This is a genomic window from Streptomyces sp. SAS_281, assembly GCF_052542855.1.
Window position 1 is genome coordinate 1 of sequence record NZ_JBMNDO010000076.1, and the last position, 17,371, is coordinate 17,371.

The following is a 17,371-nucleotide window of genomic DNA, read 5'->3' on the forward strand; positions in this document are numbered from 1 at the left end:
CCCCCCCCCCCCCCCCCCCCCCCCCCCCCCCCCCCCCCCCCCCCCCCCCCCCCCCCCCCCCCCCCCCCCCCCCCCCCCCCCCCCCCCCCCCCCCCCCGCACCCGTATGCCCGCCGATGCGCCCACCGACCGTCAGGAGTCCTCTTCCGGGATCTCCTGCTCCGTCCACAGCGCCTTGCCGTTCACGCTGTAGCGGGTGCCCCAGTGGTTGGCGAGCTGCGACACGATGAACAGCCCGCGCCCGCCCTCGTCAACCGTCCGGGCGTGCCGCAGATGCGGGGCCACCGGGCTGGTGTCGTGCACCTCGCAGGTCAGCGAGCGGTCCAGCAGCAGCCGCAGTTGGAGGGGGGGCGTCCCGTAGCGGACCGCGTTGGTGATCAGCTCGCTGACGATCAGCTCGGTCGCCTCGACGGTGTCCTCACCGAGGTCCCAGCCCTCCAGCCGGTCCCGGACCAGGGTGCGGGCGACCGCCGGAGTCGTCCGGTCGTGGGCCAGCTCCCAGGTCGCCACCCGGTCCGGCGGCACCACGCCCGTCCGGGCGAGCAGCAGCGCGGCCCCGTCCGGGTCGGCCTCGGCCGGCAGGTTGTACACGATCGCGTCGCACAGGTCCCGCAGCCGGCGCTCCGGAAAGGCCAGGGCCTCCCGCACCCGCTCCACCGACCGCTCCTCGGGCAGCAGCGAACCGGTCAGGAACGCCAGCACACTGCCCTCGTCCAGCCGCACCGAACCCGTCGCGAAGGGCGCGCTGTCCTCCGAGAAGAGCGCCGGCCCCTCCGGCACGTCCAGCACCAACGGGCGCCCGTCCGGCCCGACGGCCACCGGCGCGGGATGCCCGGCACGCGCCACCGTGCACACCTGAGTGAACGGGTCGTAGACCGCGTACAGGCAGGTGGCCGTCAGCGGCTGGCGGTGCAGGGAGTCACCCGGCGGCAGCATCCGGCGCTCCTTCACCAGCCGGTCGGCCGTGTCGTTGAGCCGGGCCAGCACCTCGTCGGGCTCCAGGTCGAGCCCCGCCAGCGCGTGGATGACGGTGCGCAACTGCCCCATCGTGATGGCCGTCTGCAACCCGTGTCCGGCGACGTTGCCGATGATGAGCGCCGTCCGGGCGCCGGAGAGGCCGATCGTGTCGAACCAGCAGCCGCTGTTGCGCCCCGGCAGCAGGATGTGCGCGGTCTCGATCGCGACCCGCTCTCCCTCGTGCTGGGGGAGCAGCCGGCGCTGGACGGTCGAGGCGATCACGTGCTCCCGGGCGTAGCGCAGCGCGTTCTCGATGCTCAGCGCCGTGTGCGCGGCGGCGGTCAGCGCAAGGGTGAGGTCGCGCTCGTTGTACGGATCGCCCCGGTGCCGGTACACGCTCACCAGGCCGAGCACGGATCCGTGCAGCTTCAGCGGCGCCACGATCATCGAGTGCGCCCCGGTCGCCTCGATCATCCGGCGCGTCGCCGGGTCGGCGTCCAGCCATGGCGTGTCGGGGCCCAGCTCGACCAGCCGGGGCCGCAGATCCGTGACGGCCAGGGCGAACGGGGTCGCCTCGGGCACCCGGCGCAGCTCACCGACCAGGCTGTCCGGCGCCGCGCCCGTGCCCCGCACCGCCGCACGCCGCAGCGGTACGTCCCGGTCCAGCGGGCTCAGCGGCGGATCGGCGCCGCGCAGCACATCGTCCACCACTTCGACCACGGCCAGGTCGGCGAACGCGGGTACCAGTGCCGACACCAGCCCCTCGCAGGTCGCCGCCACATCCAGGGAGTGGCCCGCCCCCCGCCGCACGGCCGCCAGCACATCGGCCCGGACATGCGCCTTCTCCCGCTCGTTGACGTCGACCACGGCCGCCAGCACACCGAGCGGGCGGCCGTCGTCGGCGTCCAGACGGTGCAGGGTGACGTTCAGGCTGCGGGAAGGGCCGGTGGACAGGGCGAGGCGGCCGCGGATGGTCTGGTTGAGCACCGGAGTGCCCGTCTCCAGCACCTGGTCCAGCAGGCGTTCCGCCTCCCGCGGGTCGTCGAGCCGGTACGCGTCGGTGAAGTGCAGCCCGACGATCCGGCCGGGGTCCACGCCCTCGGTGAGGGCATTGACGCGGACGACCCGCAGACCGGTGTCCAGGACGTGCAGTCCGACCGCTGACTGGCTGAACAACGTGTCGAGCAGCGCCCCCGCCATGTCGTCCCCCGGGTCCGCGCCAGGGGCCGTGGTTCCGGTGTCCGACACGTCCGCACCCCCCAACGGGCTCCGCCGCCCCTGGCGATCGGCAGCACTCCGGACAGCGTGCGCGCCCCCGGGCCGGGCCCGCCACCGCGCGGCGCCGAACGGGTGAGGGCGTACGGGATCGCCCGGGGCGGCAACCTTTCCGCGCCCGGCGGCCACTGAGGGGTACCCCACCCACCCCCACACCGGAAGGCACGTACCGTGGCTCAAGGGCAACCCCGCACTCCCCGCAGACGCCGTACCACCCGGACCCGCACCCTGCTCGGCGCCGTCACCGCCGGACTCCTCGCCGCCGCCGGACTGGTCGTCACCGGCCAGACCTCGCACGCCGCGACCGCACGCCAGGTGGAGGCCCTGGACCGGGGCGTCGTCAGCGTGCACACCGACTCCGGCAACCTCATCAGCTGGCGCTGGCTCGCCACCGACCCGGACTCCGTCGCCTTCAACGTCTACCGCGCCGGTACGAAGGTCAACGCCTCGCCCATCACCGGCTCGACCGACTACTTCCACAGCGGCGCCCCCAACTCGGCCGACTACACCGTGCGCGCGGTGGTCGGCGGCGTCGAACAGAGCGACTCCGTGCACGCGATCCAGTTCCGCGCCGGGTACAAGGACGTGCCCATCAGCCCGCCCCCGGGCGGCACCACCCCCGACGGCGTCTCCTACACCTACGAGGCCAACGACGCCTCCGTCGGCGACCTCGACGGCGACGGCGCGCTCGACTTCGTACTGAAGTGGCAGCCCACCAACGCCAAGGACAACTCCCAGTCCGGCTACACCGGCAACACCGTCGTGGACGGCGTCAAGCTCGACGGCACCCGGCTGTGGCGGATCGACCTGGGCCGCAACATCCGCTCCGGCGCGCACTACACGCAGTTCCAGGTGTACGACTACGACGGCGACGGTCGGGCCGAGGTGGCGATGAAGACCGCCGACGGCAGCGTCGACGGCAGGGGCACGGTCATCGGCAGCGCGTCGGCCGACCACCGCAACTCCTCCGGCTACGTCCTGTCCGGCCCCGAATACCTCACCATGTTCAACGGCCTCACGGGCGCCGCCATGGGCACCGTCGACTACGTCCCCGCACGCGGCACCGTCTCCTCCTGGGGCGACAGCTACGGCAACCGCGTCGACCGCTTCCTGGCCGGCACCGCTTACCTGGACGGCGGCAGGCCCTCACTGATCATGGCACGCGGCTACTACACGCGTACGGTGATCGCCGCCTGGGACTGGCGCGGCGGGGCCTTCACCCGGCGCTGGACCTTCGACACCAACAGCTCCACCAACACCGGCCGAGGTTACGACGGCCAGGGCAACCACCAGTTGTCGGTGGCCGACGTCGACGGCGACGGCAGGGACGAGATCGTCTACGGCGCCATGGCCGTGGACGACGACGGCCGCTCCCTCTGGACGACGAGGAACGGCCACGGCGACGCCATGCACGTCGGCGACCTGGACCCGGCGCGCCCGGGCCTGGAGGAGTTCAAGGTGGACGAGGACGGCTCGAAGCCCTCGTCCTGGATGGCCGACGCGAGGACCGGGCAGATCATCTGGTCGACGCCCTCCGGCGGCGACAACGGACGCGGTGTCAGCGACGACATCTGGGCGGGCAGCCCGGGTGCCGAGTCCTGGTCGTCAGCGGTCTCCGGGATACGCGACCCGCACGGCACGATGGTCGCGAACCGCAAGCCCTCCAGCACCAACTTCCTGGCCTGGTGGGACGGCGACACCACCCGGGAACTGCTGGACGGCACCCACATCGACAAGTACGGCACCTCCGGTGACACCCGCCTGCTGACCGGTTCCTCGGTCCGCTCCAACAACGGCACGAAGTCCACACCGGTCATCTCCGGCGACCTGTTCGGCGACTGGCGCGAGGAGGTGGTCTGGGCGACCACCGGCAACACCGCGCTGCGGATCTACTCCACGCCGTACGAGACCAGCACCAGGATCACCACCCTGCTCCACGACACCACCTACCGCACCGCGCTGGCCTGGCAGAACACCGCCTACAACCAGCCCCCGCACCCCGGCTTCTTCCTCGGCAACGGCATGGCGGCCGCCCCGAGGCCCGCGGTGTGGACCCCCTGAGGTGAAGTCCGCCCTCCCGGTACCGTGCCGGGAGGGCGGGCCCGCCGGGGTCAGGCGCCCAGCGCCGCCGAGACCACGGCCTTGGCCTCTTCCTGTACCTGCGCCAGGTGCCCGGCGCCCCGGAAGGACTCCGCGTACACCTTGTAGACGTCCTCGGTGCCCGAGGGGCGGGCGGCGAACCACGCGTTCTCGGTGGTCACCTTGATCCCGCCGATCGCGGCCCCGTTGCCCGGTGCCGTGGTGAGCACGGCGGTCACCGGCTCACCGGCGAGCGTGTCCGCGCCGACCTGCTCGGGGGAGAGACGTGCCAGCACCGCCTTCTGCTCGCGGTCCGCCGGGGCGTCGATCCGCGCATAGGCGGGCTCGCCGAAGCGGGCGGTCAGCGCGGCGTAGTGCTGGGACGGCGACTCGCCTGTCACCGCCTGGATCTCGGAGGCCAGGAGCGCGAGCAGGATGCCGTCCTTGTCGGTCGTCCACACCGAGCCGTCCCGGCGAAGGAACGACGCCCCGGCCGACTCCTCGCCGCCGAAGCCCAGCGAGCCGTCGGCCAGCCCGTCCACGAACCACTTGAAGCCGACCGGCACCTCGACCAGCTCCCGGCCGAGGTCGGCGGCGACCCGGTCGATCATTCCGGACGACACGAGGGTCTTGCCGACGCCCGCCCGGGACGGCCAGTCCTGGCGGTGCGCGTAGAGGTAGTTGATGGCCACGGCGAGATAGTGGTTCGGGTTCATCAGCCCGGCGTCCGGGGTGACGATGCCGTGCCGGTCGGCGTCGGCGTCGTTGCCGGTGGCGATCTGGTAGCGGTCGCGCTGAGCGATCAGCGAGGCCATCGCGTGCGGCGACGAGCAGTCCATCCGGATCTTCCCGTCCCAGTCCAGCGTCATGAACCGCCAGGTGGGGTCGGTCAGCGGGTTGACCACGGTCAGATCCAGCCGGTGCTGCTCGGCGATCCGCCCCCAGTACGCGACCGACGCACCGCCCAGCGGGTCGGCGCCGATGCGCACCCCCGCCCCGCGCACCGCTTCCAGGTCCAGGACGGAGGGCAGATCCGCCACATAGGTGCCGAGGAAGTCGTACCTCCCGGTGGTGGAGGCGGCGAGCGCCCGCGCGTACGGCACCCGGCGGACGTCCTTGAGCCCGTTGGTGATGATCTCGTTGGCCCGGTCCTGGATCCAGCCCGTCGCCTCCGAACCGGCCGGCCCGCCGCTCGGCGGGTTGTACTTGAAGCCGCCGTCGCCCGGCGGGTTGTGCGACGGGGTGACCACGACGCCGTCCGCGAGGCCGGAGGCGCGGCCGCGGTTGTACGTGAGGATGGCGTGCGAGACCGCGGGCGTCGGGGTGTACCCGTCCTCGGAGTCGATGAGGACGCGCACGTCGTTGGCGGCGAACACCTCCAGGGCGGTGACCCGGGCCGGCTCCGACAGGGCGTGCGTGTCCGCCCCCAGGAACAGCGGCCCGTCCGTGCCCCGGAGGGCCCGGTACTCGCTGATCGCCTGGCTGGTCGCCGCGATGTGGTCCTCGTTGAACGCGGTGGCGGTCGACGAACCGCGGTGCCCGGAGGTTCCGAACGCGACCCGCTGGCCGGGCTCGGCCGGATCGGGGTGCAGCGCGTAGTACGCCGTCACCAGCCGTGCCACATCGGTCAGGTCCTCGGGGCGCGCCTGCTGTCCGGCTCGTGCGTGCGGCATCTGCCACTCCTCCGTATCGGTCGGTCGGTGCGATGTGCCCGTGCGGTCATTTTCGCCGGTCGGCCCCCCCGGCGGACGCCCGCCCCGCCGTGCCGACGGCCACCGCCGCCGCGTACCCGGCGGGGACGGCGACATCGGTGACGGCCCAGCCCGGCGGGCCGAGCGGGCACGGGCCGGTGCCGACGTGCTCGCGGTGCAGGCCGCCCGCCAGGCCGGTGCCCTCACCCTTGAGGTACGCCTCCTTGCGGGTCCACACCCGGGCGAAGGCGGCGGGCCGCTCCTCCCGCGGCAGTGCGGCCAGCTCGGCCGCCTCGGCGGGATGCAGCTGCCCGGCGACCTCCGTGACCACCCGCGCCTCGGGGAGGCGCTCCACGTCCACCCCGACCGGGACGCCCGCGAACGCCAGCAGCGCGACGCCCCGGGTGTGGGAGAGGGAGAAGTGCGTGCCGCCGCCGGTCGCGGGCCGGCCGTGCGGGCCGTCGCAGGAGGGGCAGCGCTCCCGTGTCAGCCGTACGGCCTCCGGGGCGACGCCCTGGCGGGCGCCGAGCAGCAGGCGCAGGGCCAGGTGGGCGGCGGTGTAGCACGCCCGGTCCGCGGGGAAGGCCAGCCGCTCCGCCCGGGCGAGCTCCGAGGCGTCGAGGATCTTCGGCGCGAGGAGCCGGGCGGCCTCGGCCGCGCGTTCCGGGTCCACCAGCCACAGGGAGGGGGCGCTGGAACTCCAGGAGGGCGCGGGACCCCGGTAGCCGTCCTCGGTCAGCGTGAACACGTGGGGCTGGTACACCGTTACGTCGTTTCCTCGGCGGGACGGGCGCCCCGGGCGGGCACCGGCGGAGCAGGGGCGCTCTTATCCTATGGAGATCCGGAACGTGCCCGACGTATGTTCGATCACCGTGCGCCCCGCGCTCCTGGCGGCGGCCCCTCGGACAGGAGAGAACCCATGCCGTCGGACAGCCTTCCTGCTGTGCTCCGGAAGGCCCGGGCGGACGACGCCGAGCCCCTCACCCGGCTCTTCCTCGCCTCCCGCGCCGCCGCCATGCCGTATCTGGCCCGCGTGCACAGCGACGAGGCGACCCTTGCCTGGATGACCCATGTGGTGCTGCCCGGCACCGACGTCCGAGTGGCCGAGACCCACGAGGGCGGGGACGTGCGGACCGCCGGCTTCGTCTCGCTGGACGGCTCCGAGCTGGAACACCTCTACATCGGCCCCGGTCTGCGCCGCCGGGGTGTCGGCTCGCTCCTGCTGGCGGCGGCCAAGGAGGCCGCTCCCGACGGCCTCACCCTGTACACCTTCCAGCGCAACACCGGGGCCCGGTCCTTCTACGAGCGCCACGGGTTCACCGCGGTCGCCTTCGACGACGGCAGCCGGAATGAGGAGAACGAGCCGGACGTCCGCTACCGGTGGGCACCGCTCGGCCGATGAGCCGAGCTCACGCCCCCGGCGGGCTGCCGCCGTCCCCCGCCAGGCGCGTCAGCCACTCGTGCAGCAGGCGCTGCTCGGCCTCGCTCAGGACGCCGGTGTCGTCGGGGAGGGCGGCGCGCAGCGCGCGGGCGGCCGGGGCGGGGCCGGACTCCGTGGCGGGGACCACCGGCTCGGCACGGGTGACCGCGGCGACCATGGACTCGCGCAGGACGGTCAGCAGCACCGGATCACGGCGTTCCACGGGGGTGGAGTGCCAGGTGGTGACCCCGCCCCGGCCGGTGGCCTGGATGATCTGGGCGGCCAGCTCCTCGTCGACCCGCAGCCATCCCGCGGCCGCCAGCCGGCGCACGCGGCCGCGAAGGATTTCCAGACCGGCGTGGTGCGCCGCGTCCGACGCCGAGCCGGTGGCCCTGTTCATCACGGCGAACAGCTCGGGCCGCGAGATCCCGAACTCCACCACCATGTCCCAGCCGTGGCGCAGCTCCTCCACCGGGTCCTGCGGCGCCGGGTCGAACTGTGCGCGCTTGCTCTCCAGGAACCGCGCGTAGCCGTACTCGGCGACCGCCTCCAGCAGCCCGTCCTTGTCGCCGAAGTGGCGGTAGATGGCCGGCGGCTGCATCCCGGCCGCGGCGGCGACCGCGCGGGTGCTCACCGCGCCGGGGCCGCCGCTCTCCAGCAGCTCCACGGCCGCCTCGATGATGCGGCGGCGAGGGTCGGCGGGGGACTCACGGTGAGGCATGTATCGATGATATCCGACGTTTGCTTCCGGTGTTAGTTCCGGTGTTACCTTGAAAGTGATTCCATCGGAAACAACGCTTGGAGAACGCCGTGATCATCGTCACCGGAGCCACCGGAAAGCTCGGCCGCCGTACGGTCGAGCGCCTCTTGGAGCGCGTCCCCGCCGACCGTGTCGGCGTCAGTGTCCGCGACCCCCGCAAGGCCGGGGATCTCGCGGACCGGGGTGTCCGCGTCCGGCGGGGCAGCTTCGACGACCCCGCCTCGCTCGCGCACGCCTTCGAGGGTGCCAACCAGTTGCTGCTCGTCTCCCTCGACCGCACGGGCGAGGAGTGCGTCAACGGTCACCGCGCCGCGATCGACGCCGCCGTGAAGGCCGGGGCCGGCCGCATCCTGTACACGAGTCAGGCGGGAGCCGCCCACGACTCCCGCTTCCAGGCGTGCCGCGACCACGCCCGGACGGAGGATCTGCTGCGCGCCACCGGGCGGCCCTGGACCGCGCTCCGGAACGGCTTCTACGCCGCAAGCGCCCTGCGGTTCCTGGAGGCCGCCCGCCGCAGCGGCGACATCGCCCTCCCCGCCGACGGCCCCGTCGCCTGGACCGGCCACGACGACCTCGCCGAGGCCACCGCGGTGATCCTGGTCGAGGAGGGGCGGTTCGAGGGGCCCACGCCGCCGCTCACCGGTCCGGCGGCGCTCGACTTCGACGCCGTCGCCGGGATGGCGGCGCAGGTTGCCGGGCGGCCCTTCACCCGCACGGTCGTGCCCGGCGACGCCTTCCGTGGGCAGGCCCTGGCGCACGGTGCCCCGGCCCCGATCGCCGACCTGATGCTGAGCATCTTCGCGGCGGCGCGGAGAGGTGAGTTCGCCGCCGTCGATCCGACCCTGGCCCGACTGATCGGCCGGGAGCCCGCCGCCTTCCATGCGCTGCTGGAACGCGCCTGGGCCGAATAGGCCGGGCCTCGGGGCGGGCGCCCTCCGAGCTGGCACCTTTCATGGGTTTGCAGATTTACGCAAATTGCTTGCGGGTGTGGTCGCGTCCGGCCGCTTCGGCAGACCTGTTGTCAAATGCCCCGTCTGTCGGGCCAGTTGATCCGTGCGGGCCAGGTCCGCGAGGGCGCCGAGTTCTGCCGGAGTGGTGGACTCCGCGTCAATTCTCTGCAACTCTCTGACCGCAAAACGCAAAAGGTCATCCTGTCGGTGCAGGAATTCATGTACCGACAGGGTCGCAGACTGAGCCGCGCCTCGGCCGCCCTGCGCCGAGGCAGCAGATCGGGGACAGATGAGAACGCGACGCCGGAGATGGCGGATCCTTTCCGCGACCGTCTCCACCAGCCTGATGATGGTCGCCTGGCCGGCGCTGAACGCCTCGGCCGCCGGCGGCCCGAACATCGCCGCCGGCCACCGCGCCGCCGCGAGCAGCGGAAAGTCCGCCGGGAACATCGCCGACGGACAGCAGTCCACCTACTGGGAGGGGTCGGGCAAGTCCCTGCCCCAGTGGGTTCAGAGCGACCTGGGCGAGGTCACCCGCATCGACCAGGTCACGCTGAAGCTCCCCGCCGACTGGTCGGCCCGCCGCCAGACGCTCTCCCTCCAGGGCAGCGCCGACGGCACCAGCTTCTCCACGCTGAAGACCTCGGCCTCCTACTCCTTCGCACCGGGCAGCTCCAACACGGTCACCATCGGCCTCCCGGCCACCCGGACCCGCTTCGTCCGTGCCGACATCACCGCGAACACCGCCTCCGACAACGGCCAGCTCGCCGAACTCGAGGTCCGGGCGGCGGCGGAGTCCTCGGTGAACCTGGCCGCCGGGCGCCCGCTCACGGCCAGCAGCAACACCCAGACGTACATCGCGGCCAACGCCAACGACGGCAACCGGGCCAGCTACTGGGAGAGCCGCAACAACGAGTTCCCGCAGTGGCTCCAAGCCGACCTGGGCTCCTCGGTGCGGGTCGACCGCGTGGTGCTGCGGCTGCCCGACGGCTGGGAGACCCGCAGCCAGACGCTGAAGATCCAGGGCAGCGCCAACGGGTCCGACTTCACGGACCTGACCCAGGCCAAGGCGTACACCTTCGCCCCCGCCTCCGAGACGGCGACGATCACCTTCGACGCCACCACCACCCGGTACGTCCGCGTCCTGGTCACGGCCAACACCGTCCAGCCCGGCGCCCAGGTCTCCGAGCTGGAGATATACGGCCCCGAGACCGGCGACACCCAGGCGCCGACCGCCCCGGCGCAGCTGGCGTACACCGAACCGGCCACCGGGCAGATCAAGCTGACCTGGAAGCCCTCGACGGACGACACCGCCGTCACGGGTTACGACATCTACGCCGACAACACCCTGCTGACCAGCGTCGCCGGTGACGTCACCACGTACACCGACACCCGGCCGGGCGGCTCCACCGTCTCGTACTTCGTACGGGCCAAGGACGCCGCGGGCAACGTCTCCGGCAACAGCAACACCGTCACCCGCACGGGAGACACCGGCGACACCCAGGCGCCCACCGCACCGGCGAACCTGAGCTTCACCGAGCCGGCCTCCGGGCAGATCAAACTGGCCTGGACGGCGTCCACCGACAACAAGGGCGTCACCGGATACGACATCTACGCCAACAACGTGCTGCGCAAGACCGTGGCCGGCGACGTCACCACCTACACCGACACCCAGCCCACAGGCACCACCGTGTCGTACGTCGTACGGGCCAAGGACGCGGCGGGCAACGTCTCGGGCGACAGCAACACCGTCACCCGCAACGGCTCCACCGGCGCGGCCTCCGATCTCGCCGTCGGCAAGCCCATCACCGCCTCCTCCGTGGTGCACACCTTCGTCGCGGAGAACGCCAACGACAACCAGCTCTCCACCTACTGGGAAGGCGCCGGCGGCAGCTACCCCAACACCCTGACGGTGAAGCTGGGCGCCAACGCCGACACCCGGAGCGTCGTCGTGAAGCTCAACCCGGACAGCGCCTGGGGGGCCAGGACCCAGAACATCCAGGTCCTCGGCCGCGAGCAGAGCGCCTCGTCCTTCACCGGCCTGGTCGCCGCCAAGGACTACGCGTTCAGCCCGGCCGGCGGCAACACGGTGACGATCCCGGTGGAGGCCCGGGTCGCCGACGTCCAGCTGAAGTTCACCTCCAACACCGGCGCGCCCGCCGGGCAGGTCGCGGAGTTCCAGGTGCTGGGCGCCCCGGCCCCCAACCCGAACCTCCAGGTCAGCGGGGTCACCGCGAGCCCGGCCGCCCCCGTCGAGTCGGACCCGGTCACGCTCACCGCGACGGTGCGGAACACCGGCGCCGTCGCCGCCCCGGCGGGCAAGCTCGAATTCCGGCTCGGCGGCACCAAGGTCGCGACCGCCACCGTGGGCGCGCTCGCCGCAGGTGCCTCCACACAGGTCAGCGCCGGCATCGGGGCGCGCGATGCGGGCACCTACACGCTGAGCGCGGTCGCCGACCCGGACAACCAGATCATCGAGCAGAACGAGACCGACAACACCTACACCAGCGCCTCCGGTCTGGTCGTCAAGCCGGTCGCCAGCTCCGACCTGGTGCCCACCGCGGTCACCACCTCGCCGTCCGCACCGGCCCAGGGTGACAACGTCACCTTCTCCGTCGCCATCCGGAACCAGGGCACGGTCGCCTCCGCCTCGGGCGGCCACGCCGTCACCGTGACCCTGCTCGACGCCAAGGGCGCCACGGTGAAGACCCTCACCGGCGGCTACAACGGCTCGATCGCCGCGGGCGCCACCAGCGCCCCGGTGAACCTGGGGTCCTGGACGGCGGCCAACGGCTCGTACACCGTGAAGACGGTCGTCGCGGACGACGCCGAGGAGCTGCCGGTCAAGCGCGGGAACAACACCGTCAGCAGCTCCTTCTTCGTCGGGCGCGGCGCCAACATGCCGTACGACACCTACGAGGCGGAGGACGGTGTCACCGGCGGCGGTGCGAAGGTCGTGGGGCCGAACAGGACCGTCGGCGACATCGCGGGCGAGGCGTCGGGCCGCAAGGCGGTCACGCTGAACAGCACCGGCAACTACGTCGAGTTCACCACCCGGGCCAGCACCAACACCCTGGTGACCCGCTACTCCATCCCGGACTCGGCGGGCGGTGGCGGCATCGACTCCACGCTCAGCGTCTACGTGGACGGCACCTTCCTCAAGACCATCGATCTGACCTCGAAGTACGCCTGGCTGTACGGCGCCGAAACCGGCCCCGGCAACTCCCCGGGCTCCGGTTCGCCCCGGCACATCTACGACGAGGCCAACGTGATGCTGGGCAGGACCGTCCCGGCGGGCAGCAGGATCCGGCTCCAGAAGGACACGGCGAACACCAGCACCTACGCGATCGACTTCGTGAGCCTGGAGCAGGCCACCCAGATCGCCAACCCGGACCCGGCCGCCTACGCCGTTCCGGCCGGCTTCACCCATCAGGACGTCCAGAACGCCCTGGACAAGGTGCGCATGGACACCACGGGCAAGCTGGTGGGCGTCTATCTGCCCGCGGGCGACTACCAGACCGCGAGCAAGTTCCAGGTGTACGGCAAGGCCGTCAAGGTGATCGGTGCGGGGCCCTGGTACACCAGGTTCCACGCGCCCTCCACGCAGGAGAACACCGACATCGGCTTCCGGGCCGAAGCGAGCGCCAAGGGCTCGACGTTCGCGAACTTCGCGTACTTCGGGAACTACACCTCGCGTATCGACGGACCGGGCAAGGTGTTCGACTTCTCCAACGTGTCGGACATGGTCATCGACAACATCTGGAACGAGCACACGGTGTGCCTCTACTGGGGCGCCAACACCGACAGCGTCACCATCAAGAACTCCCGTATCCGCGACACGTTCGCCGACGGCATCAACATGACCAACGGCTCGACCGACAACCACGTCGTCAACAACGAGTCGCGGGCCACCGGTGACGACAGCTTCGCGCTGTTCTCGGCGATCGACGCCGGCGGCGCGGACATGAAGAACAACGTCTACGAGAACCTCACCTCGCTCCTGACCTGGCGCGCGGCAGGTGTGGCCGTCTACGGCGGCTACGACAACACCTTCCGCAACATCCGCATCGCGGACACCCTGGTGTACTCGGGGATCACCGTCAGCTCGCTCGACTTCGGCTACCCGATGAACGGCTTCGGGACCGGCCCGACGACGGTCGAGAACGTCTCCGTGGTCCGCTCCGGCGGCCACTTCTGGGGCACGCAGACCTTCCCCGGCATCTGGCTGTTCTCCGCCTCCAAGGTCTTCCAGGGCATCCGGATCAACCACGTCGACATCGTCGCCCCGACGTACAGCGGCATCATGTTCCAGACCAACTACGTGGGAGGCCGGCCGCAGTTCCCGATCAAGGACACCATCCTGACCGACATCTCCATCTCCGGCGCCCACAAGAGCGGGGACGCCTTCGACGCCAAGTCCGGCTTCGGGCTGTGGGCCAACGAGATGCCCGAGGCCGGCCAGGGACCCGCCGTCGGTGAGGTCACCTTCAACGGGCTCAGGTTCAGCGACAACGCCCAGGACGTGAAGAACACGACGTCCACCATGAAGATCAACATCAACCCGTAGCAACCACCGCACACAGGGGCGTCGTCCGGTCCGCCGGGCGGCGCCCCGTGCTGCGCTCACGCCGGATTCCGCATGCGGTGTACCCGCGACTGTCAAACTTTTACGAAAACTGCGCGAGATATTGCGTTCACATGTCGACGCTGGTTGAGTGTGCCTCGCCCCGGCAGTCAGTCGGCCGAGGGCCATCCACGCTCATGCCCGAAGGGGACCATCGATGAGAAGTGCTGGGTTGCGCCGCACACGCCGTATCAGCCGTGCCTCCGCGGCTGCCCTTGTCACCGCACTTGCCCTGACCTCGCTCGCGTCCTGCGGCACGAGCAGCAGCAAGGACGACGACTCGAGCAGTTCGTCCAAGGGTTCGTCCGACCCCTCGGCTCCGCTGGACCCGAAGACCAAGGTGACGCTCTCCATCGACTGCATGCCGCCGGCCGCCAAGGCCGCGGAGCTGCGGGAGTGGAAGGAGGACATCAAGACGTTCAACCAGAAGTACCCGAACGTCACGATCAACGGGAAGTCCACCCCGGGCCAGTGCAACGAGCCGCCCCGCTTCACCGCCATGCTGAAGGGCAAGTCGCAGCCCGACGTCTTCTACGCCTACTTCAGCGACCTCCAGCAGGTCCTGGACAACGACGGGGCCGAGGACATCTCCGCGTACGTCAACGACAAGACCGTGCCCGCGCTGAAGGACATCCAGCCGCAGGTCGTCGACGTGGCCCGCAAGGACGGCAAGCTCTACGGCCTGCCGACCAGCAACTACACCATGGGCCTGATGATCAACCGGAAGCTGTTCAAGCAGGCCGGTCTCGACCCGAACACCCCGCCCGCCACCTGGGACGAGGTGCGCGCCGCCGCCAAGAAGATCGCGGGCCTCGGCAAGGGCATATCCGGCTACGGCGAGTACAGCGCCGGCAACAACGGCGGCTGGCACTTCGCCGCGACGCAGTTCGGCCTCGGGGGAGAGGTGGTCGACGCCTCCGGCAAGAAGGCCGCCTTCAACAACGAGATGGGCAAGCAGGTCCTCCAGCAGCTGCACGACATGCGCTGGGAGGACGACAGCATGGGCAAGACCCAGCTGCTCAAGTGGGGCGACCTCCAGAAGCAGATCGCCAGCGACAAGCTGGGCATGTTCCTCGCCGCCCCCGACGACATCGCGTACATGGTGCAGCAGCTCGGCGCCCAGTACGAGACCTTCGGCCTAGGCCCCATCCCCGGCGGCAAGGGCACCCTCTTCGGCGGCAACAACTACCTGATCAAGAAGGGCAGCTCGCCCGACCAGATCAAGGCCGCCATCGCCTGGCTCAACTTCAAGAACCTCACCCCCGGCAAGGGCCAGTTCGACTGGGCCCGCACCAAGGCCGACAAGCTCCCCGTCGGCCTGCCCCAGCCCAACTTCTTCCTGGGTGAGAGCAAGACCAAGGACGACGCCGCACGCGCCCAGAACGCGACGATGCCCGTCGAGAACTTCAAGGCGTTCATGGACAACCCCGTCCCCGGCAAGGCCGAGCCGCCGAAGGCCCAGGAGATCTACAAGATCCTCGACAACGCCATGTCCGGTGTGCTGACCAACGAGAACGCCGACATCGACAAGCTGCTCTCCACCGCCGAGCAGCAGGTCAACCAGGTTCTGGCGAACCAGTAACGGACGCGCGGGGCCGGGTCACGCGGCCCCGCCCCCGCATCCGGACCCCGTCCGCTACGCGCTCGTCGTACACCGGCACCGAGGAGACACCATGTCGGCCCCAACCCTGTCCCCCCGCAAGGCGACCCGGCCTCGCCCAGGACACCCGAGCTCCGCCCGCCCGGACTCCGCCCGCGAGGAGTTCCTGCGCGCCCTGCGCCGCAACATCTCGGCGCACGGCTTCCTGATCGGAGCGGTGCTCTGCTTCTCGCTCTTCTCCTGGTATCCGATGGTCCGGGAGTTCATCCTGGCCTTCCAGAAGAACGAGGACGGCACCACCACCTGGGCCGGCTGGTCCAACCTCACGTACGTCTTCAACGACCCGGCCTTCTGGCAGGCATGGCGCAACACCCTGCTGTTCACCGTCCTCGCCCTGCTCCTCGGCTTCGTCGTCCCGTTCGCCGTCGCCGTCGTGCTCAACGAGTTCCGGCACGGCCAGGGATACCTGCGGCTGCTCGTCTACCTCCCCGTGATGCTGCCGCCGGTCGCCTCCGTCCTGCTCTTCAAGTACTTCTACGACCCCGGCTACGGGCTCTTCAACCGCATCCTGGCCATCTTCCACCTGCCCGAACAGCAGTGGCTCCAGGACACCAGCACCTCCATGCTCTCCGTCGTCATCGCGGCGACCTGGATGAACATGGGCGGCGCCACCCTCATCTACCTCGCCGCGCTCCAGGGCATCCCCGGCGAGCTGTACGAGGCGGCCGAACTCGACGGCGCCGGGCTGCTGCGCAAGATCTGGCACGTCACCATCCCGCAGACCCGCCTCATCCTCTCGCTGCTCCTGCTCATGCAGATCATCGCGACGATGCAGGTCTTCACCGAGCCCTTCCTGCTCACGAACGGCGCCGGACCAGAGGGCTCCACCACCACCGTCGTCTACCTCATCTACCAGTACGCCTTCAACTTCAACAACTACGGCAGCGCGGCGGCACTCGGCCTCGTCCTGCTCGTCGTCCTCGCGGGATTCTCCGCGGTGTACGTACGGCTGAGCCGCAGCAGCGAAGACTAGGACGGGAGCAACGACCATGGCATCGAACACGCTTGTCTCCCGACGCGGGAGCACCCCACGCAAGACCGCACGGCGCAGGTCCGATCGCGCCGCCGAACGCGGCCGCCAGCGCACCCTGATCTCACCGGCCCAGCTCGGCCGGCCGCGCGGCAAGGCCGTCTACTGGATCGTCTTCGGCCTGGTGATGGTCCTGTTCACGGCGGTCTTCCTCGGCCCGCTGTACTGGATGGTCACCGGCGGTCTGAAGACCACCCAGGAAGTGGTGCAGAGCCCGCCCACGGCCTTCCCCGAGTCCATCCACACCGAGAACTACAGCCAGGCATGGACGGTCATGGACCTGTCCAAGCTGCTGTTCAACACCCTGTACTACGCGTTCGGCGCGCTCGCCTTCCAGCTGATCTTCGACGTGGCCGCCGCCTACTCGCTGTCCAAGCTGCGACCGGTCTTCGGCAAGGCCATCCTCGGCATGATGCTGGCCACGCTGATGATCCCGGCCACCGTGCTCGTCGTCCCGCAGTACCTCACGGTCCTGGACGTGCCCGTCGTCCAGCGCAACCTGGTCAACTCGCCCTGGGCGATCTGGCTGCCGTCGGTCACCAACGCCTTCAACATCTTCCTGCTGAAGCGGTTCTTCGACTCCATCCCGGGCGAGCTCCTCGACGCCGCGGCCATGGACGGCGCCTCACCCCTGCGCACCCTGCGCTCGATCATCCTGCCCATCTCCCGGCCGATCCTCGGGGTCGTCTCCATCTTCGCCGTCGTCGGCGTGTGGAAGGACTTCCTCTGGCCCATGCTCACGCTGCCCGATCCGAGCAAGCAGACCCTCAACGTGGGCATCTACTCACTCGCCAGCGGCGTCCCCGAGAACGTCCTGATCGCCGCGCTCACCATCGCGTCGATCCCGACGCTGCTGATCTTCCTGCTCTTCCAGCGCAACATCATGAGCGGTCTCACCGCGGGCGGCCTCAAGGGCTGACCCCGCC

At 70.8% G+C, this 17,371-nt stretch carries 11 protein-coding genes; 7 read left to right on the plus strand and 4 right to left on the minus strand.

The features are described from left to right. Positions 1-131: 131 nt before the first annotated feature. On the minus strand, positions 132-2,204 hold the full coding sequence (locus ACN6LM_RS25310) for a SpoIIE family protein phosphatase (RefSeq protein ID WP_445067686.1): 2,073 nt from the start codon (positions 2,202-2,204) through the stop codon (positions 132-134). A 198-nt stretch (positions 2,205-2,402) separates the two neighbouring features. Here ACN6LM_RS25310 and ACN6LM_RS25315 point away from each other — a divergent pair, with 198 nt between their 5' ends. Next, entirely contained in the window at positions 2,403-4,292 is a 1,890-nt protein-coding gene (locus ACN6LM_RS25315; RefSeq protein ID WP_445067687.1) for a rhamnogalacturonan lyase, read from the plus strand. A 50-nt stretch (positions 4,293-4,342) separates the two neighbouring features. Here ACN6LM_RS25315 and pgm read toward each other — a convergent pair whose 3' ends face one another. Then, positions 4,343-5,983: a phosphoglucomutase (alpha-D-glucose-1,6-bisphosphate-dependent) gene (pgm, locus tag ACN6LM_RS25320; protein ID WP_445067688.1), complete on the minus strand. Its 1,641-nt coding sequence runs from the start codon at positions 5,981-5,983 to the stop codon at positions 4,343-4,345. 46 nt (positions 5,984-6,029) lie between these two features. Further along, positions 6,030-6,764, minus strand: coding sequence for a 4'-phosphopantetheinyl transferase family protein (locus ACN6LM_RS25325; RefSeq protein ID WP_445067689.1), 735 nt, complete (start codon positions 6,762-6,764; stop codon positions 6,030-6,032). A 156-nt stretch (positions 6,765-6,920) separates the two neighbouring features. Here ACN6LM_RS25325 and ACN6LM_RS25330 point away from each other — a divergent pair, with 156 nt between their 5' ends. After that, a complete protein-coding gene (locus ACN6LM_RS25330) occupies positions 6,921-7,403 on the plus strand; it encodes a GNAT family N-acetyltransferase (protein WP_445067690.1) in 483 nt (160 codons plus the stop codon). A gap of 7 nt (positions 7,404-7,410) precedes the next feature. Here ACN6LM_RS25330 and ACN6LM_RS25335 read toward each other — a convergent pair whose 3' ends face one another. Beyond that, a complete protein-coding gene (locus ACN6LM_RS25335; protein ID WP_445067691.1) occupies positions 7,411-8,142 on the minus strand; it encodes a TetR/AcrR family transcriptional regulator in 732 nt (243 codons plus the stop codon). 89 nt (positions 8,143-8,231) lie between these two features. Between ACN6LM_RS25335 and ACN6LM_RS25340 the strand changes: the two genes are divergently transcribed. From ACN6LM_RS25340 to ACN6LM_RS25360, 5 genes are all read left to right on the plus strand, one after another. Further along, positions 8,232-9,092, plus strand: coding sequence for an SDR family oxidoreductase (locus ACN6LM_RS25340; protein ID WP_445067714.1), 861 nt, complete (start codon positions 8,232-8,234; stop codon positions 9,090-9,092). 328 nt (positions 9,093-9,420) lie between these two features. Next, positions 9,421-13,698: a discoidin domain-containing protein gene (locus ACN6LM_RS25345; protein ID WP_445067692.1), complete on the plus strand. Its 4,278-nt coding sequence runs from the start codon at positions 9,421-9,423 to the stop codon at positions 13,696-13,698. A gap of 214 nt (positions 13,699-13,912) precedes the next feature. Beyond that, positions 13,913-15,337, plus strand: coding sequence for an extracellular solute-binding protein (locus tag ACN6LM_RS25350; protein ID WP_445067693.1), 1,425 nt, complete (start codon positions 13,913-13,915; stop codon positions 15,335-15,337). Between the two features lie 91 nt (positions 15,338-15,428). Continuing rightward, positions 15,429-16,388 carry a carbohydrate ABC transporter permease gene (locus ACN6LM_RS25355; protein ID WP_445067694.1) on the plus strand — a complete coding sequence of 320 codons (960 nt, stop codon included), beginning with the start codon at positions 15,429-15,431 and terminating at the stop codon, positions 16,386-16,388. A 16-nt stretch (positions 16,389-16,404) separates the two neighbouring features. Beyond that, a complete protein-coding gene (locus ACN6LM_RS25360) occupies positions 16,405-17,364 on the plus strand; it encodes a carbohydrate ABC transporter permease (protein ID WP_445067695.1) in 960 nt (319 codons plus the stop codon). Positions 17,365-17,371 lie beyond the last annotated feature (7 nt).